The sequence below is a fragment of the Flavobacterium sp. PLA-DH12 genome (assembly GCF_059511845.1).
Genome location: NZ_JCAMPD010000014.1, coordinates 1 through 23907, shown reverse-complemented (window position 1 = coordinate 23907; position 23907 = coordinate 1). Strand labels below are relative to the sequence as shown.

General features: G+C 34.1%; 20 protein-coding genes. 4 read left to right on the top strand and 16 right to left on the bottom strand.

Annotation, left to right across the window (positions count from 1 at the left end):
* Window positions 1–100 precede the first annotated feature (100 nt).
* Together aceB and aceA are read left to right on the top strand one after the other, a co-directional pair.
* Window positions 101–1702: a malate synthase A gene (gene aceB, locus AC5ZCW_RS21135; RefSeq protein ID WP_496121612.1), complete on the top strand. Its 1602-nt coding sequence runs from the start codon at window positions 101–103 to the stop codon at window positions 1700–1702.
* A gap of 157 nt (window positions 1703–1859) precedes the next feature.
* The gene (gene aceA, locus AC5ZCW_RS21130) at window positions 1860–3140 is read left to right on the top strand and encodes an isocitrate lyase (RefSeq protein WP_496121611.1); all 1281 of its coding nucleotides are present in this window, start codon (window positions 1860–1862) and stop codon (window positions 3138–3140) included.
* 190 nt (window positions 3141–3330) lie between these two features.
* Here aceA and AC5ZCW_RS21125 read toward each other — a convergent pair whose 3' ends face one another.
* The 8 genes from AC5ZCW_RS21125 to AC5ZCW_RS21090 form a co-directional block, all read right to left on the bottom strand.
* Window positions 3331–3906: a Crp/Fnr family transcriptional regulator gene (locus tag AC5ZCW_RS21125; protein WP_066032734.1), complete on the bottom strand. Its 576-nt coding sequence runs from the start codon at window positions 3904–3906 to the stop codon at window positions 3331–3333.
* Entirely contained in the window at window positions 3906–4226 is a 321-nt protein-coding gene (locus tag AC5ZCW_RS21120; protein WP_149208422.1) for a DUF6370 family protein, read from the bottom strand. Before AC5ZCW_RS21120 ends, AC5ZCW_RS21125 begins: the two co-directional genes overlap by 1 nt.
* Window positions 4227–4228: 2 nt before the next feature.
* The gene (purT, locus tag AC5ZCW_RS21115) at window positions 4229–5404 is read right to left on the bottom strand and encodes a formate-dependent phosphoribosylglycinamide formyltransferase (protein ID WP_496121671.1); all 1176 of its coding nucleotides are present in this window, start codon (window positions 5402–5404) and stop codon (window positions 4229–4231) included.
* A 452-nt stretch (window positions 5405–5856) separates the two neighbouring features.
* Window positions 5857–7725 carry a peptidase U32 family protein gene (locus AC5ZCW_RS21110; protein ID WP_496121610.1) on the bottom strand — a complete coding sequence of 623 codons (1869 nt, stop codon included), beginning with the start codon at window positions 7723–7725 and terminating at the stop codon, window positions 5857–5859.
* Between the two features lie 141 nt (window positions 7726–7866).
* Window positions 7867–8334: a hypothetical protein gene (locus AC5ZCW_RS21105; protein ID WP_496121608.1), complete on the bottom strand. Its 468-nt coding sequence runs from the start codon at window positions 8332–8334 to the stop codon at window positions 7867–7869.
* Window positions 8335–8483: 149 nt separating this feature from the next.
* Entirely contained in the window at window positions 8484–8939 is a 456-nt protein-coding gene (locus tag AC5ZCW_RS21100) for a ferritin-like domain-containing protein (protein WP_496121607.1), read from the bottom strand.
* Between the two features lie 363 nt (window positions 8940–9302).
* Window positions 9303–10493, bottom strand: a complete 1191-nt coding sequence (locus tag AC5ZCW_RS21095; RefSeq protein WP_177210852.1) for a pyridoxal phosphate-dependent aminotransferase — start codon at window positions 10491–10493, stop codon at window positions 9303–9305.
* A gap of 75 nt (window positions 10494–10568) precedes the next feature.
* The gene (locus AC5ZCW_RS21090) at window positions 10569–11666 is read right to left on the bottom strand and encodes a fatty acid desaturase family protein (RefSeq protein WP_343543023.1); all 1098 of its coding nucleotides are present in this window, start codon (window positions 11664–11666) and stop codon (window positions 10569–10571) included.
* Between the two features lie 107 nt (window positions 11667–11773).
* Between AC5ZCW_RS21090 and rsmG the strand changes: the two genes are divergently transcribed.
* On the top strand, window positions 11774–12403 hold the full coding sequence (gene rsmG, locus AC5ZCW_RS21085) for a 16S rRNA (guanine(527)-N(7))-methyltransferase RsmG (RefSeq protein WP_343543022.1): 630 nt from the start codon (window positions 11774–11776) through the stop codon (window positions 12401–12403).
* A 53-nt stretch (window positions 12404–12456) separates the two neighbouring features.
* Here rsmG and AC5ZCW_RS21080 read toward each other — a convergent pair whose 3' ends face one another.
* From AC5ZCW_RS21080 to map, 8 genes are all read right to left on the bottom strand, one after another.
* Window positions 12457–13188, bottom strand: coding sequence for a hypothetical protein (locus AC5ZCW_RS21080; RefSeq protein ID WP_343543021.1), 732 nt, complete (start codon window positions 13186–13188; stop codon window positions 12457–12459).
* A 318-nt stretch (window positions 13189–13506) separates the two neighbouring features.
* On the bottom strand, window positions 13507–15132 hold the full coding sequence (pruA, locus tag AC5ZCW_RS21075) for an L-glutamate gamma-semialdehyde dehydrogenase (protein ID WP_177210848.1): 1626 nt from the start codon (window positions 15130–15132) through the stop codon (window positions 13507–13509).
* Window positions 15133–15286: 154 nt separating this feature from the next.
* Entirely contained in the window at window positions 15287–15673 is a 387-nt protein-coding gene (gene apaG / locus AC5ZCW_RS21070; RefSeq protein ID WP_008467225.1) for a Co2+/Mg2+ efflux facilitator ApaG/CorD, read from the bottom strand.
* Window positions 15674–15752: 79 nt separating this feature from the next.
* Window positions 15753–17006 carry a type IX secretion system plug protein gene (locus tag AC5ZCW_RS21065; protein WP_496121605.1) on the bottom strand — a complete coding sequence of 418 codons (1254 nt, stop codon included), beginning with the start codon at window positions 17004–17006 and terminating at the stop codon, window positions 15753–15755.
* A gap of 74 nt (window positions 17007–17080) precedes the next feature.
* On the bottom strand, window positions 17081–19984 hold the full coding sequence (locus tag AC5ZCW_RS21060) for a DEAD/DEAH box helicase (RefSeq protein WP_496121604.1): 2904 nt from the start codon (window positions 19982–19984) through the stop codon (window positions 17081–17083).
* A 111-nt stretch (window positions 19985–20095) separates the two neighbouring features.
* The gene (locus AC5ZCW_RS21055; RefSeq protein WP_308852765.1) at window positions 20096–20869 is read right to left on the bottom strand and encodes a class I SAM-dependent methyltransferase; all 774 of its coding nucleotides are present in this window, start codon (window positions 20867–20869) and stop codon (window positions 20096–20098) included.
* 41 nt (window positions 20870–20910) lie between these two features.
* A complete protein-coding gene (locus AC5ZCW_RS21050) occupies window positions 20911–21315 on the bottom strand; it encodes a GxxExxY protein (protein WP_496121603.1) in 405 nt (134 codons plus the stop codon).
* A 69-nt stretch (window positions 21316–21384) separates the two neighbouring features.
* Window positions 21385–22203, bottom strand: a complete 819-nt coding sequence (gene map / locus AC5ZCW_RS21045; protein ID WP_343543008.1) for a type I methionyl aminopeptidase — start codon at window positions 22201–22203, stop codon at window positions 21385–21387.
* Between the two features lie 219 nt (window positions 22204–22422).
* On the opposite strand from map, the gene AC5ZCW_RS21040 reads away from it, so the two are divergent.
* Window positions 22423–23676, top strand: a complete 1254-nt coding sequence (locus AC5ZCW_RS21040; protein ID WP_496121602.1) for a DUF445 domain-containing protein — start codon at window positions 22423–22425, stop codon at window positions 23674–23676.
* Window positions 23677–23907: the final 231 nt, after the last annotated feature.

Below are 23907 nucleotides of genomic sequence, written 5' to 3'. Positions count from 1 at the left end.
GTGGTGTAGAAAATATTAATTATCAGTTTGTTATGTATTTGTGTTTTTGAAAAACATATAAACGATTCAATTGCTGCTAATGAAATTAAAAACCACAGCTATGAAAAACCAATTAGAAATTACCGAAACGGCGATGGAATTTTTAGCCGAAAAGAAGCTTCGTTATCCAAAGATCTGGACAGAGGAAGCCATTGTTTTTATAACTGAATTGCATAGAAAATTCGAATCACAGCGAAAACTATTGCTTTTACAGCGCGAACAGAAACAAGTCACTTTTGATCAGGGAATTATGCCGGTTTTTATTCCGGAAACCAAAAGCATCAGAGAAGGTAATTGGAAAGCTGGTGAAATTCCGAAAGATTTACTGGATCGAAGAGTTGAAATTACTGGACCAGTTGATCGCAAAATGATCATCAACGCTTTGAATTCGGGAGCTAAAACTTTTATGGCCGATTTTGAAGACAGCACTTCACCAACCTGGCAAAACCTGATGGACGGTCAAGTAAATTTAATCGATGCGGTAAACAAAACAATTACGTATACTGATTTGGTGAAACAGAAATCATATCATTTAAATGAAAAAATCGCAACGCTAATTGTACGCCCGAGAGGTTTGCATTTGCCAGAAAAACATGTTCTAGTTGAAGGAAATGAAGTTTCGGGTTCATTGATAGATTTTGGTTTATATGTTTTTCATAATCATAAGCGACTTTTAGAAAACAATTCTGGACCGTATTTCTACATTCCGAAATTGGAACATTATCTGGAAGCGCGTTGGTGGAATAATGTAATTGATTTTACAGAGGATTATCTAAAACTGAAAAGAGGAACGATAAAAGTGACGGTTTTAATTGAAACCATTACAGCAAGTTTTCAATTAGATGAAATCATTTACGAATTGAAAGAACATATCGTTGGCTTGAATTGCGGACGTTGGGATTATATTTTTTCATACATCAAAAAGTTCAGAAAGAATCCAAAATTCATCGTTCCAGATCGTGATCAGGTAACTATGACATCACCTTTTATGAATGCTTATTCCAATTTGGTTATTCAAAGATGTCATAAAAGAGGAATTCATGCGATTGGTGGAATGGCAGCGCAAATTCCGATTCGAAATAATGAAGAAGCCAATGCTGTCGCTTTCGCGAAAGTAAAAACGGATAAAGAACGCGAAGTTCGAAACGGTCATGACGGAACTTGGGTTGCGCATCCTGATTTAGTTTCGCTGGCTAAAGAAATTTTTGATAAAGGAATGCCAACTCCAAATCAGATTCATATTAAAAGAGAACACCGAAAAATCACTGAAGCTGATTTGATTGAACCACCAATTGGAATCATTACTGAAAATGGCGTTCGAAAAAATATCAATGTTGGTGTTTTATATCTGGCTTCATGGCTAAACGGACAGGGAGCCGCTGCATTGCACAATTTGATGGAAGACGCAGCAACGGCCGAAATTTCGAGATCGCAATTATGGCAATGGCTTCAGAATAAAGTGATTTTGGATAATGGACGAAAATTAGATTTGGCTTATTATCATGAATTGGCTTTAGATGAATTCAGAAAAATCAAGGAAGAACTAGGAGAAGAAAATTATGAAAAACAACAATTTCCATTAGCGGAAAAAATGCTGGAAAGACTGGTTGTAAACCTGCATTTTGTAGATTTTCTTACTCTACCATGTTATAAATATCTATAAACTTTTAAAATCTGCTCAATCTGCCAGATCTGCGAGCGAATAAGTTTTTCTCGCAGATTTAGCAGATAAAATGAGAGAAAAAATCAGTCTGGTTAAACTGAACACTTAAAACTGTGACTGAACACTAAAAAACGAACCACTTTAACTAAACTATATTATGAAAACAACAGAAGACAGAATTCAGGAATTGATTAACGATTGGATTACGAACCCGAGATGGAAAGGCGTTGAACGTCCTTATACTGCGAGTGAAGTAGTAACGCTTCAAGGGTCTTATAAAATTGAGCATTCTATTGCCAAAATGGGTGCAGAGAAATTATGGAGAAAGTTAAAAAGTCAGGATTATGTTGCGGGTTTGGGAGCGTTAACTGGAAATCAAGCGATTCAGGAAGTCGATGCGGGTTTAGAGGCGATTTATTTGAGCGGATGGCAGGTTGCTGCTGATGCAAATCTGGCGGGAGAAATGTATCCTGACCAATCGCTTTATCCGGTAAACAGTGTTCCGATGGTGGTAAAAAAGATTAATAATGCATTATTGCGTGCAGATCAAATTCAGACCGTTAATAATATTGAAGATAGAAAAGATTATTTGGTTCCAATTGTAGCTGATGCCGAAGCTGGTTTTGGCGGGAACTTAAATGCTTTCGAATTAATGAAATCGATGATTGAAGCTGGAGCTTCTGGAGTTCATTTTGAAGATCAATTGAGTTCTGCTAAAAAATGCGGACACTTGGGAGGGAAGGTTTTAGTGCCAACGCAAGAGGCTATTAATAAATTAATTGCGGCACGTTTGGCATCAGATGTTATGGGCGTTTCGACTTTAATTGTAGCGAGAACAGATGCAGATGCAGCAAATTTATTAACAAGTGATGCAGATCCAAGAGATAGAAAATTTCTAACAGGAGAAAAAACGGCAGAAGGTTTCTTCTACGTAAAAAACGGAATCGATCAGGGAATTGCGCGAGGTTTAAGTTACGCACCCTATGCCGATTTAATTTGGATGGAAACCAGTAATCCGGATTTAGATTATGCAAGAAAATTTGCAAAAGCAATGAAGAAAGAATTTCCAGATAAAATGCTAGCGTATAATTGTTCGCCATCTTTCAATTGGGCAGCAAAATTATCAGTTGCTGAAATGGAAACATTTAGAGAAGATTTGGCAGCAATGGGATATAGTTTTCAATTCATCACTTTAGCAGGATTCCATGCTTTGAACACAAGTATGTTCGAATTGTCTAAAGCCTACAAAGAAAGAGGAATGGCAGGATATTCTGAATTGCAGGAACGTGAATTCGCTTTACAGAAAAACGGATTCAGAGCAGTAAAACATCAAGCTTTTGTTGGGACTTCTTATTTTGATGCTGTACAGAACACGGTAATGCTAGGAAAATCAGCAATAACGGCAATGGAACATTCTACGGAGGTTGAGCAATTTTAATTCAAAAGAAAATACGGTTCGATTACGAGCCGTATTTTTTGCCACAGATTTCACAGATTAAAAGGATTAAAAAATGTTGCCACGAATTACACGAATTTCCACAAATTTTTTATTCAATTTAATTCGAGGAAATTCGTGTAATTCGTGGCTAAAAAAAAATCACTTTAATCTGTGAAATCTGTGGCAAAAACTATTTCTTCAAAAGCCTAGCTTTCATTTTACTAAAGAATTCAGGCGTTACACCAATGAAAGAAGCGATTTGTTTTTGAGGAACTTTGTGCACCAATGTTCCGTATTTTTTTGTGAATTTTTCAAATCGTTCTTCGGCGGGCAAGCTCAAGTTGTCCATTAATCTCTGCTGATTTGCAACTAATGAATTTTCAATTAAAATTCTGAAAAAGCGTTCCAGTTTTGGAATTTCAAGATACAATTGTTCCTGATTTTCTTTGGATAACGAAACAACTTCAGCTTCTTCCAGAACTTCAATAAAAAGCTGCCCTGGTTTCTGCGAAAAATAACTGTACATGTCACTCATCCACCAGCCTTCGCAGGCAAAAGAAAGTACGTGTTCTACAATATTATCGTTGATGTTGAAACTTCTTAAAATACCTGAATTTACGAAATAGGAATGTTTGCAGACTTCACCAGCATTTAGTAAAAGCGTTTTAGCTTTGTAAGTGTTCGTTTCTAGTTTAGATAAAAAAAGCGCCTGTTCTTCTGGTGTCAGAGAAACGTGTTTGGCAATATTTTCGAGAATTAATGCCATTATTTTTTATCGTCGATTAAAGTAAATGAAGTTGCTTTGAATCTATCTCCTTTAATTTCTCCTGTAACCAAAGCTTTGCTAATAGCATTACAGAAACCTTTTTCTGAGTGTGCATCACCGTGATCGTGAATTGTAGTTCCGTCCACGAAATAGCTTTTTCCGTCGATGCGAACTGCTAAATCACAGCTTTTGCCTTTCATTCCGAATTGACATTCTCCGCATGAAGCCTCAACAACTGTTGGTTTGTCAAATTTCTTTTTGTCTTGTGCCTGCACTGCGATTCCAATAAAAAGGAAAGTAGCCAATAATATATTTTTCATAGTTAAGAATTTACAGTTATTAATTTCGCTGTTTCTTTTGCGCGTTCAGTTACTTCGTTAATTGGAGTTGAAAGTGAATCGTGACTTAAAACAACTCCCATTCTTCGGTAAGGTCTTGAAGTAGGTTTGCCGAAAATTCTGAAATCAGTTTTTGGTAAAGCGGCTACTTTTTCGATTCCGCTGAAAGTTGGATTTGTCGAATCTTCTGATGCTAAAATTACGGCACTTGCTCCAGCTTTTTCTAAAGTAATTTCGAAAATTGGAAGGCTTAAAATGGCTCTTAAATGCAATTCGAATTCGTTGAAATTCTGCGTTCCCGCCAAAGTTACCATGCCAGTATCATGCGGACGAGGAGAAAGTTCAGAGAAATAAACGCCCTCTTTAGTAAGGAAAAATTCAACGCCAAAAAGCCCAGCTCCGCCAAGCGCTTCGGTAATTTTTTCGGCCATATCTTGAGCTTCGTACAAATCTTTTTCTGAAACCAAAGCCGGTTGCCAGCTTTCTTGATAATCGCCTCTTTCCTGTCTGTGTCCAATTGGTGCACAGAATAATGTCGGGTTATTATTTTGAGTAATCGTTAAAAGCGTAATTTCAGAATCAAAATTGACAAAAGCTTCTACAATAACTTCGATAACATCGCCACGCGAACCTGCAACGGCATATTGCCATGCTTTTTCGATATCGCTTTCTGTTTTAATTGTCGATTGTCCTTTTCCAGATGAAGACATTAATGGTTTTACTACACAAGGAATTCCAACTTCCTGAACGGCTTTTTGAAGTTCTTCGGCTGAAGTTGCGTATTGATATTTAGCGGTTCTTAGCCCAAGTTCTTTCGAAGCTAAATCACGAATGGCTTTACGATTCATAGTAAAGTTTGCCGCTTTCGCTGAAGGAACAACCGTGATTCCCTGTTTTTCGTAATCGTAAAAACGTTCGGTGCGAATGGCTTCTATTTCAGGAACGATAAAATCGGGTTGGTGTTTGGCTACGATTCGGTCAAGTGCATCGCCGTCGAGCATGTTGATGACTTCAAAACCGTGTGCTACCTGTATCGCTGGTGCGTTTTCGTAACTGTCAACTGCAATTATGGTTTGTCCGATTCGTTGTGCGGCAATGACAAATTCTTTGCCTAATTCGCCTGAACCTAGGAGTAGTATTTTCATTTTGGAGTGTTGTATTGTTTGAGTAGTAAAAGTAGGGAAAAAGGTTTTAACCGCAAAGTTCGCAATCCCGATAGCTATCGGGAACGCAAAGAGCGCTAAGTTTTTGTTTTTTTAGATAAGGAAAATTTTCTCGCAGATTTTACAGATTCAGCAGATTTTGATTTTTAAGATAAAGTAACCCACAAAGTTTGTTATTTCGACGAAGGAGAAATCTCCACAATTAGCTCTACAAAGATTGGCATATTGGAACGGAGTTGCTTACGAAGATTTCTCCTTCGTCGAAATGACAAGATTGTGGAAATTGCAGAATAAATTTAACCACAAAGAGCGCAAAGAATTACGCAAAGAACGCTAAGTTTGTTTTTAAGTTAAAAAAAAGGTTCGCAAAGATTGGTTTAAAATCTTTGCGAACCTTTGCGTAATTCTTTGCGCTCTTTGCGGTTAAAAAACGTTGCGGTTAAACTTTTTTAATGAAAATGATCTTCTTCAATTTCAAATTCAGCATCTTTTTCCCAGATTTCCATTTCGCAGGGTTTGCAGTTGAATTTTAGTTTGTATTCAAGTTCACCTTGTTTTAAAACCAATGGTTCTTTTACTTTAACACCTACAATGTCTTTTTGGTGTATCGGGCATTTTTTTAATTCGTATTTGATGCAATATTTGGTTGTCATTACACGAGATTTTCCTGGATCCCATTGTAATTCAAATGCTTTTTCGATTTCGGTAACACCGTGACGTTCGTAGAATTTACGAGCCGTTTTGTTCGAAACGTTGTACATGAAATCCAATTTGGTTTCAGGATATGGGTGTGACGTTTTTACCAATTGATGTTCTTCGCGAACGTAATTTGCTAAACGAATTTCTGATAATTGTTCGAAAACATTTCTTCTCATTTCGTTGATTTTTGAAATAGGAAGGAACCAGTTTTCGGTGAACATTACATTGATTTCATCGGCGCTGTAAGGTGTAAAACCTGTTTTAGCCAATTGAACTTTGATGTTTTCTTCGATTGATTCGCCTGTTTTTGTTTGTTCTTTTGGATGCTGTAATTTTACTGTACTTACATTTCCGTCTTCGTCGGTTGCGATTAATTCAAAACCGTTTTCGTTTTCTGTAAGCAATAAAGTAGTTCCGATTTTACGGATAGCACTATCTTCTCTTTCTACGATTTTAATGAAAGCCGCATCGTTATTTCTGTAAATGAAAGTTCCGTCTTTGATTTCTTTAAGAACGTTTGGATATACTTTTCCGTTTTCCGCTTTGTTTACGTAGATTCCGTCAGCTTCATTATTTTCGTTGATGAAGCAAAGTCCGTCACCGTTGTTTAATAATTCCCCGTTTTCAATTTCGTAAGCATTTCCAACAGTTCTAATTAATTTACCAATATATTGTCCTTTTGATTTTGGGCTTTCCCAAGAACCAATAGAACTGTGTCTTTCGTTTACAAAATAATCGGTATAACCACGATTGAAAGTTCTGCTTAATGTAGAATCAAAAGTATACGTACATTTTCCAGAAGAAGCTTTAATGTATTTATCGCTTCCTTCTAAAAAGCTGTCTAATTTTTGACGTAAATAGGAAACATTGTTTTTAACGTAAGCAACATCTTTTAATCTTCCTTCGATTTTAAAAGAAACAATTCCAGCTTCAATTAAATTCGGAATCTGATCTGAAACATCTAAATCTTTAATAGAAAGCAAGTGGCTGTTTCTGATTAAAGTATCTCCATTTCCGTCGATTAAGTTATATGGTAAACGGCAGTTTTGCGCGCAAGAACCACGGTTTGCACTTCTTTCTCCGTTAGCCACACTCATATAACAGTTTCCGCTAAAAGAAACACATAAAGCTCCAGTTACGAAAAACTCTAGTTCAACATCAGCGTGATCGTAAATCGTTTTAATTTGATGCAGGTTTAATTCACGTGCTAAAACGACACGTTTGATTCCTGCATCTTTAAGGAATTTAATTTTATCGGCGTCACGATTATTAGCTTGTGTACTGGCATGAAGTACGATAGGAGGCAAGTCCATTTCCATAATCGCCATATCTTGAATGATCAATGCATCGACACCAATATCGTATAATTCCCAAATCATTGCGCGACAAGTTTCTAATTCGTTGTCGTATAAAATGGTATTCATAACCACAAAAACCTGTGCGTTAAATAAGTGCGCGTATTTAACTAGTTCAGCAACATCTTCAATTGAGTTGTTGGCATTTGAACGTGCACCAAACTGTGGCGCACCAATATATACTGCGTCGGCACCACTGTTTATGGCTGCGATTCCTCCAATTAAATCTCTAGCAGGAGCTAATATTTCGATTTTCTTCTTCATTTCTAAAACTTTAGACTTTTGTGGTATTCCCGAAAAAAAGTGTGCAAAGGTCTAATAAATTATTCGAGTTTGCTAGTGATGAAGCGATTTTTTTGAAATTGTTAACCTAATATGGAATGCTTAAAGAAAAGTTCGTTGTTTTTATTCAATAACAAATTCATATTCAGATTTAGGGAAAAGTGTTGCGAATTTCAACATTTCATTAAAAGATTCTTTAAATACTGAACCTCTCATTCCTCTATTAATTATTTTTTCATATGAACTTTCAGAGGTAATTCCTCCCAAATTTATTGAAATATTCAATTTTGACATTCCAGTTAAAACTATTAAGCTGTCTTTAATCACAAAATTTAAGTAATAAATAGCATTTAGTTTTTCTAAGTTTTTTGGAGATGTTTGTATTGATAAAAAGTCATTGTCTTTTTTCTCAATTTGACAATCATTTTCCAAGATTGTTCTTCCAACCAATGTAAAATTTTCCTCTGCAGATTTATCATTTTTAATTAATATTTTCCAAGTTTTCTTAGGAGGGTTATCAATAGAATTATTTTGACTAAAAGAGATTTGAGTTATAAATAAAAATACAATTGCTAAATTTTTTACAGTCATTAAGATTTGTTTTTCTTTAAATTAAAAGAAATAAGATTTTAAGTTAGGGATTGATTGTAACGCTAATGTAAGATTTATTTTCCATTTATATAAAAAAAAACCGCCCAATCCGAAGACTGAGCAGTTTTCAAAAAAAAAGCATGAATCGTTTAGCTTGCTTTCATTTTTATTTGCGATAAAGTATTTTGAATACTGTTTAATTGTTTTGAAATGATGTAAACCTGATCATGTTCCAAATGGTTTTCATCAAGTGCCATTTTGTATTTTTCGACTGCAGCTTCTTCGCCTGTAATACAAGCATTGATGATTGCTTTAGTGTCGCCTCCTGTAAATGATGATTTAATATCAATCCAAGTTCGGTGCAAAGCTCCAAGTGGACCTCCGCCTGAATTGTCTGTTGATTTTCCTAGTTTGTTGATTTGATCCTGTAATTCTACAATAAATAAGGCTCTTTCTCTGGCATATTCCAGAAAATCAGTTTTTATGGCTGGATTTTCGACATGTTCTGCAGCGTTTGTATATCCAAGTTTTCCGTCTTCAAGAATTGATATTAATCCTTCTAAGGTTTTAACTGTTTCTTGTGTGGTTTCATCTGTATGTATCATGACATATAATTTTTGAAATTAATATGTTACAAAGTTTGCAATTTAAAAGAAGCTTTGTTTTACAGGATTACAATCGAGGTTTTATAATATTGTAGAATGGGAATTTTGTAATTTTTTAGTTTCACGCTCCCGATAGCTATCGGGATGGTAGATTTTAGCAGATTTTTTCTTTTGAGAATGAATTTTTATTGTTGGTCGTTTTGCGTGAGGGATAGGAGCGATATCCTTTTATGGCGGGGTTCGCCATAAAAGATATAGTGGATAGCCCGGCCGTAGGACACGCCCATAAAAAAAACAGCTTAAAGTATAAAAGTGATGAAACTTTTGAACCTTAAGCCGTTTTTAATAAAACTTAGAATATTGTTATGCAGTCAAAGCTTCTTTGATTCTGCGTAATGCTTCTTTTAAAATATCGTTGCTTGTTGCATAAGAGAAACGAATACAGTTTGGATTTCCGAACGCGTCTCCAGTTACTGTTGCAACGTTTGCTTCAGCTAAAAGATACATCGAAACATCGTTTGCATCTTTGATTTCGTGACCTTTTAAAGTTTTTCCGAAGAAAGAAGAAACGTCTGGGAACACGTAGAATGCACCTTCTGGAACGTTGATTTTTACTCCTGGAATTTCTTTTAATAATCCAACTACTAAATCTCTACGACCGTGGAAAGCTTCAACCATGTGGTTTAAAACACTTGGATCAGCATCTACTGCAGTGATTGTAGCGCGTTGAGCTACAGAATTTGCACCAGAAGTTACTTGTCCTTGAATTTTTGTACACGCTTTTGCGATGAATTCAGGCGCTCCAATATAACCAATTCTGTATCCTGTCATTGCGAATGCTTTTGCAACTCCGTTTACGGTGATTGTTCTATCTAACATTCCAGGAATAGATCCGATGCTACAGAAAGTTCCTGAGAAATTGATGTGCTCATAAATTTCGTCTGAAACTACATAGATATTTGGGTGTTTTTCTAAAACTTTTGCCAATGCTGTTAATTCTTCTCTGCTGTAAACAGAACCTGAAGGATTACAAGGAGAAGAGAACCACATCATTTTTGTTTTTGGTGTGATGGCAGCTTCTAATTGTTCTGGTGTCATTTTGAAATCTGTTTCTACAGAAGTTGGAACTTCAACAGGAACTCCACCAGAAAGTTTTACGATTTCGAAGTAAGAAACCCAGTAAGGTGCTGGTAAAATAACTTCGTCACCGTCGTTTAACATTACTTGCGCAATGTTGTATAAAGATTGTTTTGCACCTGTAGAAACTACAATTTGAGTTGGTTTATAATCTAATCCGTTGTCTCTTTTGAATTTTCTGCAAATTGCTTCTCTCAATTCAAGGTAACCTTCAACTGGAGAATAAGTGCTATAATTTTCGTTTACTGCTTTTATTACTGCTTCTTTAATAAAGTCTGGTGTGTTGAAATCTGGTTCACCTAAACTTAAGCTGATAATGTCTTTTCCTTGTGCTTTTAATTCTCTTGCCAAAGCGGCCATTGCTAATGTCTGCGAAGTCGCAAGATTGTTGATTCTGTCCGAAAGAATATGATTCATTATAAAATTTTTGAATGTCCTTAATTTGCTGCGCCTGTTAAGGAAGGTTAATTATTAATAGATTTTCTTTAGTTATTAAACTGATAATTCTGGTTTCATTCCCAAATCGCGTAAATGCTTAAAGTGAGCAACAACGGCACTTCGCATTGTTTTATACTCGTAATAAGGCAAGTTGCATTCTTTTGCCGTTTCTTTTACGATTTTTGCAATTTTACCATAGTGAATATGACTGATATTTGGGAAAATATGATGTTCGATTTGATGGTTTAATCCGCCAGTATACCAGTTTACGATTGCATTTTTTGGCGCAAAATTAGTCGTAGTATACAATTGGTGAATTGCCCAAGTATTATCCATTTCCCCTAAATCATTTGGAGTTGGATTTGTCGTATGATCAACCACGTGTGCTAATTGAAAAACGATACTTAAGATTAATCCGGCTGTGTAATGCATTGCAAAAAATCCAACAAGAACTTTCCACCATGTAATTCCAATTACAATTGGCAAAACAATCCAGATCGAAACATAAATCATTTTAGTAATGATAAGTGTTGTCCAAAGTATTTTAGGATTTTTTGGTTCTCCGTAAGATAATTTTCTTTTCAGGTAATTTCTCATCTGCTTAAAATCAGTCGTTAAAGCCCAATTGAAAGTCAATAAACCGTATAAGAAAACAGAATAATAGTGTTGGAAACGATGAAAACGATGCCATTCTGCATGTTCTGTAAAACGAATAATTCTTCCAGCATCTAAATCCTCGTCATGTCCTGGAATATTAGTATAAGTGTGGTGCAATACATTATGCTGTACTTGCCAGTTGTAAACATTCCCAGCCAGAACGTAGATTGTTCCGCCCATAAATTTATTAATCCAACTTTTAGTAGAGTAAGAACCATGGTTACCGTCGTGCATTACGTTCATCCCAACACCAGCCATTCCTATACCCATTACAATCGATAACAATAGCATTAGCCAAAATGGCATCTCGAGAGTAAGAATTAAAAAATAGGGAGTTAGAAAAACAGCAAATAGAATAACAGCTTTTAAGTGTAACTTCCAGTTTCCGGTTTTTTTGATATTGTTTTCTTTAAAGTAATTGTTAACGCGAGAGTTAAGCGTTCTAAAAAACTTTAAATTGTCTTGCCGTGCAAAAGTTGGAGCAGTGTTATTCATAATTAATTTAAATAGGTTTCAAAGGTAATTATTATAAATTCTCAATTTGCAAAATTGAGTTAAATATTTCAATCGTAAAGTAGTACTTTTGTTAAAAATTTACAGCAATGGATGAGATATTGAAATATTTTCCCAATTTGACCGATCTTCAAATCGAGCAATTTCAAAAATTAGACTTTTTATACCACGATTGGAACGAAAAAATCAATGTTATTTCGCGCAAAGACATTGATTCATTATATACAAAACACATTTTGCATTCCTTAGGAATTGCTAAAATCATGAAATTCGAACCTGGAGCTACTGTTCTGGACGTTGGAACGGGAGGCGGTTTTCCTGGAATTCCGTTAGCGATTCTTTTTCCTGAAACTCGTTTTTATTTGATTGATGTTATTGCAAAGAAAATAAAAGTGGTTCAGGGGGTTGTTGATGCATTAGAATTGAAGAATGTTAAAGCAGAACAAAAACGTGCTGAATTAGTAAAAGGCGATTTCGATTTTATTGTGAGCCGCGCCGTAACCAATATGCCTGATTTTGTCTCTTGGATAAAAGATAAGATTAAAAAGCAGCATAAACATAAATTAAAGAATGGTATTCTGTATTTAAAAGGCGGTGATTTAGCTGAAGAACTAAAAGATTTTCCAAGCGCTACTTTGTATGACTTGGCCGAAATATTTGAGGATGAATTTTTTGAAACTAAAAAAGTAGTGCATCTTCCTTTAAAATTTAAACCATAAATAAAATAAACCCGATTAGTAATTTCTAATCGGGTTTGTTTTTAAATTTAGTATTAAGAAGCTTTCTTTGAAAAATTAAGAAAAGTATTTGCTTTAAGGTCTAAATTGTCAATAAAATTGTGAATTGCATTTTCTGATGCTTCAACAGTATATTGAAATTCTGGATCAAAGAAATATTCTCTGGAAATTGTTGGTTCACTATGTGAATCATAAACAGCTTCATCACTTTCATCTAATACATCATTTTTATAGGTGTTAGGATGAGATTCTGTTAAATGAGTTACAGTTTGGTCAAGCCAGTTGTCAAAATTTTTCTTTTTTGGTGTGATATGACGTGCTAACTGAATCAATCCAACAATGTCATTTTGCAAGAAGTAAGAACCTTTTCTGTATCTGGCATCAATCATTCTAACATTCATTAAGGCAATCCAAAGTACTCCGTTGACTGGCCCATTGGCTGGTATTTCGAAATCAGTGTCAAATAATAATGGATTTGTCTGTTCGCGATTATTGATAGAACACCAAAGTGCTTCGATACGCTTTTTTGTATCGTGAGTGGCTTGACTATATCCAGTAAAACGCCAATATATCCATTCTAAAAGAGCTGCTGTTAATCCTATAGAACCTTTATGATTTATCTGCATTAAAGCGTTTTCTAGTTCTTCATTTCCTTCTACGCAATCTAAAAGTTTATTTATTTTCTTCTTAGTCCATTTGTAATTAATCGGATGTCCTATGCTTTTTGATTTCATAATGACTTCAGGAACATTGTTTAAATTTCTCATACGTATGTAGTTTTTTTTCTAATATCTTTTAATGTTGTTTATTATTAAGCAAATTTAGAAGGATGTGCTTTTCCTGAACGGAACAAAAAGGTATTAAAATATTAAAATAAGACATTTTGGTATTTAAAGTGCTGATTTTTAAATAAATAAGAAAAGTATTACAAAAAAACTAATGCTTGTAAAATATAAAATGTAAGTCTGAAAATCTGAAAGTTTTGGAGGAGTTAGTGTTTTTATAATTTAATAATATAAAAAGCAAAAGCAGGAATTTCAAATGAAATTCCTGCTTTTTTATAATCTAAACTCTTTAAAATAAGATTATCCTAAGAAAGGGTATCTGTAATCTTCTGGAGTTACAAAAGTTTCTTTAATAGTTCTTGGAGAAGCCCAACGCAATAGGTTTAATGCAGAACCTGCTTTATCATTAGTTCCAGATGCTCTTGCTCCACCAAATGGTTGCATTCCTACAACTGCTCCAGTTGGTTTGTCATTAATGTAGAAGTTACCAGCAGCGTTTTGCAATTTAGTTGTAGCTACTTCAATAGCATAACGATCTTGGCTGAAAACTGCTCCAGTTAAAGCATACTCAGAAGTAGTATCTACTAGTTCTAAAGTTTCTTCCCATTTAGCATCTTCATAAACATAAATTGTGATAACTGGTCCAAATAGCTCAGTTTCCATTGTAGTATATTTTGGATTTGTAGTTACAATAACCGTTGGCTCAATAAAGTATCCAACAGATTTATCGTAATTTCCTCCAACGATGATTTCAGCATCAGCATCTTTTTTAGCTTGGTCAATATAACTAGCTAATTTATCAAAAGAACCTTCGTGGATTACTGCTGTAATGAAGTTTCCGAAGTCTTCTGGAGAACCCATTTTCATAGATTTTACATCAGCAACTAATTGCTCTTTTACAGCAGGCCATAAACTTTGAGGAATATAAGCTCTAGAAGCTGCAGAACATTTTTGCCCTTGGAATTCGAAAGCTCCACGAGTAATTCCTGTAACTACTTGTTTTACATTTGCACTTGGGTGAGCAATGATAAAATCTTTACCTCCAGTTTCGCCAACAATTCTTGGGTATGTTTTGTAATTGTGAATGTTTGCTCCAATTTTAGCCCAAATATCTTTAAATACATGAGTTGATCCTGTAAAGTGAATACCAGCAAAATCGCGGCTAGCTAAAACAGTATCGGTAATCATTAAAGCGTCTCCAAAAACTACGTTGATAACGCCATCAGGAACTCCAGCTTCTTTGAAAACTTCTAAAATGATTTTTGTAGAAAATACTTGGCTGTCACTTGGTTTCCAAACCACAACGTTACCCATCATTGCAGCACTTGCAGGAAGGTTTGCAGCGATTGCAGTAAAGTTGAAAGGAGTAATTGCGTAAACAAAACCTTCAAGAGGTCTGTACTCTACACGGTTCCAAACAGAAGAATCAGATTTTGGCTGATCGTTGTAGATTTGAGTCATAAACTCAACATTGTAACGTAAAAAGTCGATTAATTCGCAAGAAGCGTCAATTTCTGCTTGGTGAATATTTTTAGACTGACCAATCATTGTAGCAGCGTTGATACGAGCTCTGTATGGTCCTGCGATAAGTTCAGCAGCTTTTAAGAAAATAGCAGCACGTTGTTCCCATGCTAAGTTTGCCCATGCTTTTCTTGATTCAAGAGCATTTGCAATGGCTTTTTCGATATGTTGTTTTTCAGCTAAATGATATTTTCCAACAACGTGTTTGTGATCATGAGGTGCTGTAATGTTTCTTGTATTCCCAGTTCTAATTTCTTCGTTTCCAATATACAAAGGAACGTCAATTTGAGAATTCCACATTGTGGTATAAGCAGCCTGAACAGCAGCTTTTTCTGGTGAATTTGGTGCGTAGCTTTTTACAGGCTCGTTTACCGCTTTTGGTACATGAAAAAATCCTTTAAGCATGTTATTTAAAATTTTGTGAATTAGACAATTTAAAGTTAGACGATTTGTTTTGTTACGAATAATCTAACGCTGCACAAAAGTACAAAGGATAAATTAATAAATTGACAATTTTATGATTAAGATAACGATAAAAGCTATAGATGTAGACTATATCTTAATTTAATGCAAAAGGAGCACACATTCTAAAAGTAGGAACAATTACTTTGAATGTTTTTGTAGTAGTAAAATTGATCATGTTGAAATGACCTTTCATTGCGCCGTAAGGAGACGATAATAAACAGCCAGAACTGTAGGTGTGGTTTTCACCAGGTTTTAAAACTGGTTTTTTACCAATAACGCCTTCGCCATCTACAACTTCTAGATCATTTAAAGAATCAAAAATTTCCCAGTGGCGAGAAGTTAATTGAACAGAATCTTTACTATGATTTTCGATGGTAACTACGTAGCTAAAAGCAAAATGAATCTTGTAGTTTTTGAAATATGTACCTTCAAAACTAGTCAAAACAGATATTTTTATGCCTCGTGTAATTTGAGAAACCATACTAACGCCGTATATATGTGAGTGTTATAAAGGCAAAGCTACGAAAAAAAATCATTTAATCTAAAACCTTAACATTGTTTTAATTGACTATATTGATAGAGTTTGCATTTCCTTTTCCGATAACGCGCTGGTAACGATCGGTTGCTTCTTTATAATAAACCAAGATGGTGTACTCGTTTTCAGTCTGATAAAAGTTTCCGTCAATGGCATTTTCAAAATCGATTACTCCTTTTTTGTCTGCAACGGTATATTGAAAATTAGTAAAACCTTGTTTGATCATAATGGCTTTTTCAAAAATTCCTTTGTCTGCATTATAATCCATTTTGTATTCTGGCGAAAGACTGTAGTTGTTAAACATTCCAGTAATATAGATGTCTTTGTTCATTCTAAAAGCAGGAGCAGAAAGAGTAAAATAAACCCAAGCATAATCGGCTTCAATGTCGTTATTAGAACCGTTGATATTCTTAACTACAAAATTTCCATTTACGTCTTCATAATTGGTGTAAATCTGATTTCCTCTTGCAGCATTGGTATATAAAAACGCATTGTAAATGTCATTGTTTGAACCTATTTTGGCAACATTATTATTTGCTGCTCGAATGTCTTTGTTTTCAAAATATAAAAACTCATTTCCGCCCCAAAATTGGGTTTCTTTGTCATATTTATAAACCAGCTGATTGCCAATTGTGTATTGGGGAACAACATTTTTTATCTCAGTATGAAGGTTTCCGTTTTGCAGTAAAAGAACTTTTACATTTTGCAATGGGGTTTGAAAAACTATATCATTAGATAAGATGGCAAAATCAAGATTCTGTTTATAATCAATATTACTCAGGTTACGGGTTCTTTTTACTTGAACACCAACTGTACAATGATTTTCATGCAAAATAAATTTTCTTGAGAAAACAACTTCTCTGTCTTCATTAAGAATTCGCAGCATGTAATTGCCAGAAAGTTTCAATAATTGCGTAAACTGATTTGGAAAAGAAAGTCTATAATGTGTATAAACTTGTAGAGTATTAAACGAATTCGAAAAATCGGTAATTCTCTGATTGTCCATGCCGAGAATATAATCTGTTTTTGGAATGACCGTAGGAAACCAGTTGTAGTCGCAATGAATAACTTCAAAATAATAATTAGCTTCATTACCAAATAAATCATCAAATTGAAAGGTAAATGGAGAACCTAATTCGAAAATTGGCGGAACATTACTGCCATTCTGAATAAATGAAACAGTTTTAATATTATAAGGAGGATCGATTTCTTTTTCTTGAGCTTTCGCTAAAGTAATAATGAAAAGAAAAATAAAGCTTGTATATAAAAATTTTGGCATCTTAAAACATTGTAAGATTGTAAATATAACAATTTTATATAACGAAAAAGATGCCATTCTATTGGATTTAACGATTATGAACCCAAAATATATTCTAAATTACCTTCAATTTCATCATTAATATAGCTTTCTTCCAAAAGGGAATCTGATAGTAGTTTTTTGTTTTCCTGCAGTTTGATGATTTTCTCTTCGACTGTATTTTTCGAGATAAAACGAATCACGTTTACTTTATTCAATTGCCCAATTCGATGCGCTCGGCCAATACCTTGTTTTTCTGCAAAAGGATTCCACCACGGATCTAAGAATAAAACGTAAGAAGCTTTGGTGATATTTAAACCAACGCCTCCCGCTTTAAGCGAAATAAAAAACAGCAACGGATTTTCCTTTTCCTGAAACATTTTGACTTGCTGTTCTCTTTTGTCTGATGGAGTTTCGCCTGTAATTTCACAGAAATCTATTTTGTTTTCTTTACACCAATCAGTATAGAAATTTAAGTTGGTAACAAACGAACTGAAAATGATTACTTTCTGTTTTGCTTTTACTAAATTTTCTAAATAATTGGTTACGGCAATATATTTTCCCGAATCAACTTCAGATTCCTGATCAACCATTTTCGGGTGATTACTAAGTTGTCTCAGCTTCATCAAAGTATTAATAATACTGATTTTGTCAGGAGATCCATCTGTTTTAAGAAGGAAATTACGAGCTTTAGATTTTTCTTTTTCGTATAATTTTTCCTGTTCAGGATCCATGTCGCAATAATAAATCTGCTCTGTCAATTCAGGAAGATCTTTTAAAACCTGTTCTTTTGTTCTTCTTAGGATATAAGGCTGTATAAGATTTTTTAATTCAGCGAGAACTTCTTCATTTTGTTTTTTCTCAATCGGATTTTTGAAATTTTCCATAAAGAAAGCATAACTGCCCAAAATGTCCGGATTGATAAATTGCATTTGCGACCATAAATCGTCAAGCGAATTTTCGATTGGTGTTCCACTCAAAGCAATTTTATGTCCAGTACTTATTTTATTTATGGCTTTAAAAATCTTAGAATTTTTGTTTTTGATGTACTGACTTTCATCTAAAATTAAATAACGGAAATCGTATTTTTCTAAAATAGAAATATCTCGATGAACGATGCTGTAACTTGTGAAAATCAAGTCGGTTGAATTGATGCTGCTTGCTAACATTTTTCGATCATTTCCGACATATTGCATTTTAGAAAAGTGAGGCGTAAACTTTCCAGCTTCGTTAAACCAGTTAAAAACCAATGAAGAAGGAAGAACGATTAAAGCCTTAAGTGGTTCTCTTTCAATTGTGGTTTCGTTAGCAAACAAATCAAAATTGGTGGTTTTAGTGGTAAAGCCTAATTGTTCCTGAACAGAAACTAAAACGGATAATGTTTGCAAGGTTTTTCCAAGTCCCATATCATCGGCCAGACATGCACCCATGTTGGAATTGAAATGGCCTAAAAGCCATTTTACACCATCAACTTGATAAGGTCTTAAAGTTGCTTTTATTAAGTCTGAAGCTGTAAATTCGGCTTGATGAATCTGATCCAAATCATTGTCGATTTCCGAAATTCCGTCTAAAGCTGTAAAATTGCTTTTACGTAAAAGCAAAACGCCGTTTTCTGTTTTGGCTAATTTCGCTAAAGAACCATATTTACTAAACCATTCTAGCGGAATCAAAAAGTAGTTTCCGTCAGGCAATGCAAAAAGCCTTTCTTTGCTTTTTATATTCGGAATTATTTCACTGAAATTGATTTTATAATTTCCAACCGTGATGATTATCTTAATGTCAAACCAATCGCCTGTTGTTTCTTTTGAAGCAGAAATAGTGTGGCTTTCTGTAATGATTTCTTTGCTTTCCAGTTTTAGATTTTCGATGGTAAAGCCTAAACTTTTTAGCTCTTCTTTATGATCAATTATCAGTTGAATGTTTACGTAAGGATCTGTGTTTTCGGCTTCTGAATTTATTCCAAATAATTCGTTTTTGATTTTTGATAAACCAATTTCATTTAATTTATCTGTATATAAATTTTCGTCTGGATTCCTTTTAAACTGAATTATTTTAGGTTCGTTAGCAATACTGAAATCTACAAAAGAATGTGTTTTTTTAGTTTTGCTTCCATCAAATGAATATCCGTTATAATCAAAATAAAGATTAAGATAATAACAGTTTTTAAAGAAATCGTGAATAGGCTGAATTGTACAGGAAAGGATTTTGTCTCGAAGCTCAATCTCAAAACCAGTAGCTTCAATATCTATTTTCTTTGCGATTTGCGGAATAAAACTTTTAAAGTAATCGTCAACTAATTTTGAAGGTATTTCAATTGACTTTTTCTTTAAAAAAGGCATTAGTTTTTTCGAGTTTAGCTCTTTTAATTGTCCTAATTTTTTATTGATAATAAGCCAGCCCGGTTCGTCCAAAAGAATTTCTGCTTTGATATCCATTGGAGAAAAAGTGGTTTCATTTTCCTTTAAAGAAAGGGTATAAGTAATTCCTTCGGCATGTTTGTCAAATTGAATCTGAGGTTCAAAATCTAGGGGATCAATGCTGACTCTTGAACGATAAAAATCTTTTTCAGGTCCGAGGTTTAAAGACAAAGGAAATTGTTCTTTTACAATTAAATCGTAAAATGAACTTAAATTGAATTTTAAATGCTGGCGAATCGCAAATTCAATTTTTGAATCTTTCTGCAAATCAGCAATTGTTTTGGCTGATTTAATTTTGGCTCCGAATTTTTTAAAAATAAATTCAGGTTTTAAAGAATCGCAAGCAGTTAATATTCTTTTTGAGTTGGAATCTAAATTGTCAAAAGTGATTCCGAAACTTTCAAGTACATCGGGACTTGCTTTTTTGTCTAAATATTTGATTTCGCTAGTATTCTCGACAATGTATGCAGTTGGAATATAGGTATTCAGATTTTTATCCAAACTGATGTCAAAACAGAACTGAAATGATTTTGTAGGTTCCAAGGTTTAGGGATTTGGTTAGGCTTATATTTTGGGAATTGGGCAAAAAAATAAAGAGTTTTCAAATCTGATATTTTGAAAACTCTTTATTAAATGAACTTATATGGTGAAAAATTAGTTTTCCTGTTTAAAGCAAAGCGGAATAATCTCGCCTTTTGCTAAACAGTATTTCTCAACCAATTCTGGTGCAATTTTGTTAGTGTAATCTTCTTCGATAACTATAAATCCAATACTTCTTAATTTATCGAAATAATCGCGTCCGTAAACACGAACGTGATCGTATTGGCCGAAGATTTTAGCGCGTTCCTTTTGGTCTGTAATCGAATCATCGGCAAAAGTAACTTCGCGAGATAAATCCTGAGGAATCTGCAAAATTGCCATTCCGCCTGGTTTTAAAACTCTGAATAATTCCTGCATTGCTTTTGTGTCGTCAGGAATATGCTCTAAAACGTGATTACATAAAATAACGTCATATTCATTGTCTTTGAAGGGTAAATTACAGATATCTGCTTTTACATCGGCCAATGGCGAAAGTAAGTCAGTTGTTGTGTAATCTAAATTTTTCTGCTTGCGAAATCTTTTATAAAAAGCTTGCTCTGGAGCAAAATGCAATACTTTTTTTGGTGCTGTAAAAAAATCAGTCTGATCGTTTAAATACAACCAAAGTAAACGGTGCCTTTCTAGAGAAAGTGTACTTGGTGAAAGCACATTATTACGCTGTTTTCCGTATCCGTAAGGCAAAAACGATTTAAAGCTTTTTCCGTCAATTGGATCTGTAAATTTGTCTCCTTTTAAAGAGAAAGCTAAAATTGGACGCGCCACATAACTTAAACGAATTAATAAAGGACGCGGGATTGTATTTAAAACTAATTTGAAAAGTTTTTTCATGGGGTTATTTCACAGAGTTGCACTAAGTAAGACACAGAGCTTCACAGAGTGTTTATAAATCTTTTTATGTTGTTTTTTAATATTTTTGAATCAAAGTTTATGAGCAATCCTAAAGGATAATTTCCAAGTTTAAGATATGTTAGTATTTGTGCAAAATGTACATCTGTAAAAGCCTCCACAGTCTTTAATTCAATTACAATTTTGTTTTCAATTAACAAATCGATTCTATATCCGTGATCTAATTTTATATCTTTATAAATTATAGGTAAAGCTTTTTGTTTTTCAACTATTAAACCAGAATTTACTATTTCGTAGTACAAACATTCTTGGTAAGCAGATTCTAGTAAACCAGGGCCTAATTGTCTGTGGACTTCAATTGCTAAACCAATAATTTTGTATGAAATAGAATCTAGTTCATCTTTCGAAACTAAATTTTCAGCATACATTTCAAAAAAGGCGTATAAATAATTTTTTGTGAATCTTGGCGTATATCTTTGTGTATCTCTGTGTAATAGCTATACTATTAACGGAACTTGTCTAAATTCGTCTTCTTCGTTGCTTTCGATTCCTAAAGCTTTGTAGATATATTGGAAAGTTGATAATAATTCAGGTTTTCCATCGATTAAAGCTACGTCGTGCTCGAAATGCGCGCTAGGTTTTCCGTCAGCAGTCAAGATTGTCCAGCCGTCTTTAAGTTGTTTGATGTTTCTAGTTCCCATGTTGATCATAGGTTCAATTGCTACAACCATTCCTTCAACAAAAAGCTTTCCTCGACCACGTTTTCCGTAATTTGGCATTTCTGGTTCTTCGTGCATTTTTTGCCCAACACCATGTCCAACCAATTCACGAACAACTCCGTAACCGTGAGCTTCAGTATATTTTTGAATCGCATTTCCAACATCTTCAACGCGATTTCCAGCTTTAAATTCTCTAATTCCAACGTAAAGAGATTCTTTAGTTACGCGTAAAAGTTTTTTAACTTCAGGTGCGACTTCTCCAATTTCGAAGCTGTAAGCATGGTCTCCATGAAAACCATTTTTAAAAGCTCCGCAGTCAACCGAAATTACATCACCGCTTTTAAGAGGTGTATTATTAGGAATACCATGAACAACCTGAGCATTTGGACTCATACAAAGTGAATTCGGGAAATCATACAATCCAAGGAAACTTGGAACTGCTCCGTGATCACGAATAAATTCTTCGGCTAATTTGTCAAGATATAATGTAGTAACTCCTTCTTTAATTTCAGAAGCAATCATTCCTAATGTTTTCGATACGATTAAAGCACTTTCGCGCATTAATTCGATTTCCTCTCTAGTTTTTTGGATAATCATATTTTTTCCATTTTCAGTTGGCAAAAATACAACTTTTAATTAAAATTTTTCGCCACGAATTCACGAATTATCTCAAAACAAAATTTTTAAAAATGTATTGCACTAATGAATTGGTTAATTTTAAAAGAATATATATGAATTTGTGGCTATCAAAATGATCAATAGAGTTAAACCTTTTCAGAAAAAAGCCATAAATTAGTAGTACAAATGTTTATAATTATGGAAACTATTATAGATCGAGATATTGCCAAAGTAAAAGCTCTCAAGAAAATGAAGCAAAATGCTTTGGGGCTTTTGGGGGTTGCTGTGCTGTTGTTTGTAATTGCCATTTACTTCAAAATTCCAATACTTCAAGCTTTTAGTGAGGCGGCTATGGTTGGAGGAATCGCCGATTGGTTTGCTGTTGTGGCGCTTTTTCGTCACCCTATGGGAATTCCGATTTGGCATACGGCAATTATTCCAACCAAGAAAAATGAAATAGGAGAGAACTTAGGGAATTTTGTTTCTGAGGAGTTTTTAGACCGAGAAAAATTGGAAATAAAACTTGACGAATTCAATTTTGCCACCAAAGCTTCAGAGTGGCTTTCGAAACAAGAAAACGCCAATAAAATTGCCAATGCGGTTGCTGTAAATATTATTCCAGGAGTTTTAAGGACTATAAAAGATGAAGATGTCAGAAGGTTTATTCAGGTTCAGTTTAAGGAAAAAATAGAAGGAATTAATTTTGGCGATTGGGTAGCGTTGGCATTAGAACCTTTACAAAAAGGAAATTTAAAAAATCAGATGCTGACAAATCTTTTAGAAGTAATGAGTACTGAATTGACTAACAATAAGGATTTAATTAGGCAAAAAGTAAAAGCTTCAACCCCGCTTTTAAGTTTCGGATTGGCTGATAAAAGCATCACAGAAGGTGTTTTTAATGGTTTGCAAGATTTTCTAAATGAAGCTAAAAAACCTGAAAGCGCAGTACGCGTAAAAATAGACGAATACATTTTTAATTTCTTAGAAAAAGTAAAAAACTCAGAAGAAATGAGAACCAAAATCAACGATATGATTTTGGGTTTTGTTGGGAAAAAAGAGGTTCAGGATTATATTAATAGCATTTGGGATGAAATTAAATTGTCCATTACAAACGATTTAAATAAAGGTGATAATTCTTCAATAAAAAATAGCATTTCAAATTTAATCCAGACTTTCGGAAACGGAATTAAAGAAGATCCAGTTATGATTGACAAAATAAACGGTTTTATTAAAAACGATTTGCTATCGATGCTTTTGAATAACAAAAAAGTAATAGGGGATTTGATTTCATCAACTGTAAAAAGCTGGGATGGGAAAGAGGTTTCTGAAAAATTAGAATTAGAAATCGGCAAGGATCTTCAATATATTCGAATCAACGGAACTTTGGTTGGAGGTGTTATTGGTCTAGTGATTTATGGAGTAGAGCAGATTTATCATTATTTTATGGTTTAAGATTATCTAGAAGTGCACGCAGTTTTGTGATTTCGACGAAGGAGAAATCTCCACAAGTAATTCCGTAAAGAAAAGCCAATCTTTGTCGAGCTTCTCACGGAGATTTCTCCTTCGGTCGAAATTGTAAAGGTTAGATATTTCGGTAACAAAATTTAAATTTAATAAATTTTGTTACGATGAGAAATAATAGTCAAGATTGTACATTAGAGAGGAACTATTTAGAGAAGTATC

Excerpts from the sequence above, each read along its gene's own strand:
- aceB (WP_496121612.1), top strand. The coding sequence starts at position 101 with ATGAAAAACCAATTAGAAATTACCGAAACGGCGATGGAATTTTTAGCC.
- aceA (WP_496121611.1), top strand. The coding sequence starts at position 1,860 with ATGAAAACAACAGAAGACAGAATTCAGGAATTGATTAACGATTGGATT.
- AC5ZCW_RS21125 (WP_066032734.1), bottom strand. The coding sequence starts at position 3,906 with ATGGCATTAATTCTCGAAAATATTGCCAAACACGTTTCTCTGACACCA.
- AC5ZCW_RS21120 (WP_149208422.1), bottom strand. The coding sequence starts at position 4,226 with ATGAAAAATATATTATTGGCTACTTTCCTTTTTATTGGAATCGCAGTG.
- AC5ZCW_RS21110 (WP_496121610.1), bottom strand. The coding sequence starts at position 7,725 with ATGAAGAAGAAAATCGAAATATTAGCTCCTGCTAGAGATTTAATTGGA.
- AC5ZCW_RS21105 (WP_496121608.1), bottom strand. The coding sequence starts at position 8,334 with ATGACTGTAAAAAATTTAGCAATTGTATTTTTATTTATAACTCAAATC.
- AC5ZCW_RS21100 (WP_496121607.1), bottom strand. The coding sequence starts at position 8,939 with ATGATACATACAGATGAAACCACACAAGAAACAGTTAAAACCTTAGAA.
- AC5ZCW_RS21095 (WP_177210852.1), bottom strand. The coding sequence starts at position 10,493 with ATGAATCATATTCTTTCGGACAGAATCAACAATCTTGCGACTTCGCAG.
- AC5ZCW_RS21090 (WP_343543023.1), bottom strand. The coding sequence starts at position 11,666 with ATGAATAACACTGCTCCAACTTTTGCACGGCAAGACAATTTAAAGTTT.
- rsmG (WP_343543022.1), top strand. The coding sequence starts at position 11,774 with ATGGATGAGATATTGAAATATTTTCCCAATTTGACCGATCTTCAAATC.
- AC5ZCW_RS21080 (WP_343543021.1), bottom strand. The coding sequence starts at position 13,188 with ATGAGAAATTTAAACAATGTTCCTGAAGTCATTATGAAATCAAAAAGC.
- pruA (WP_177210848.1), bottom strand. The coding sequence starts at position 15,132 with ATGCTTAAAGGATTTTTTCATGTACCAAAAGCGGTAAACGAGCCTGTA.
- apaG (WP_008467225.1), bottom strand. The coding sequence starts at position 15,673 with ATGGTTTCTCAAATTACACGAGGCATAAAAATATCTGTTTTGACTAGT.
- AC5ZCW_RS21065 (WP_496121605.1), bottom strand. The coding sequence starts at position 17,006 with ATGCCAAAATTTTTATATACAAGCTTTATTTTTCTTTTCATTATTACT.
- AC5ZCW_RS21055 (WP_308852765.1), bottom strand. The coding sequence starts at position 20,869 with ATGAAAAAACTTTTCAAATTAGTTTTAAATACAATCCCGCGTCCTTTA.
- AC5ZCW_RS21050 (WP_496121603.1), bottom strand. The coding sequence starts at position 21,315 with ATGTATGCTGAAAATTTAGTTTCGAAAGATGAACTAGATTCTATTTCA.
- map (WP_343543008.1), bottom strand. The coding sequence starts at position 22,203 with ATGATTATCCAAAAAACTAGAGAGGAAATCGAATTAATGCGCGAAAGT.
- AC5ZCW_RS21040 (WP_496121602.1), top strand. The coding sequence starts at position 22,423 with ATGGAAACTATTATAGATCGAGATATTGCCAAAGTAAAAGCTCTCAAG.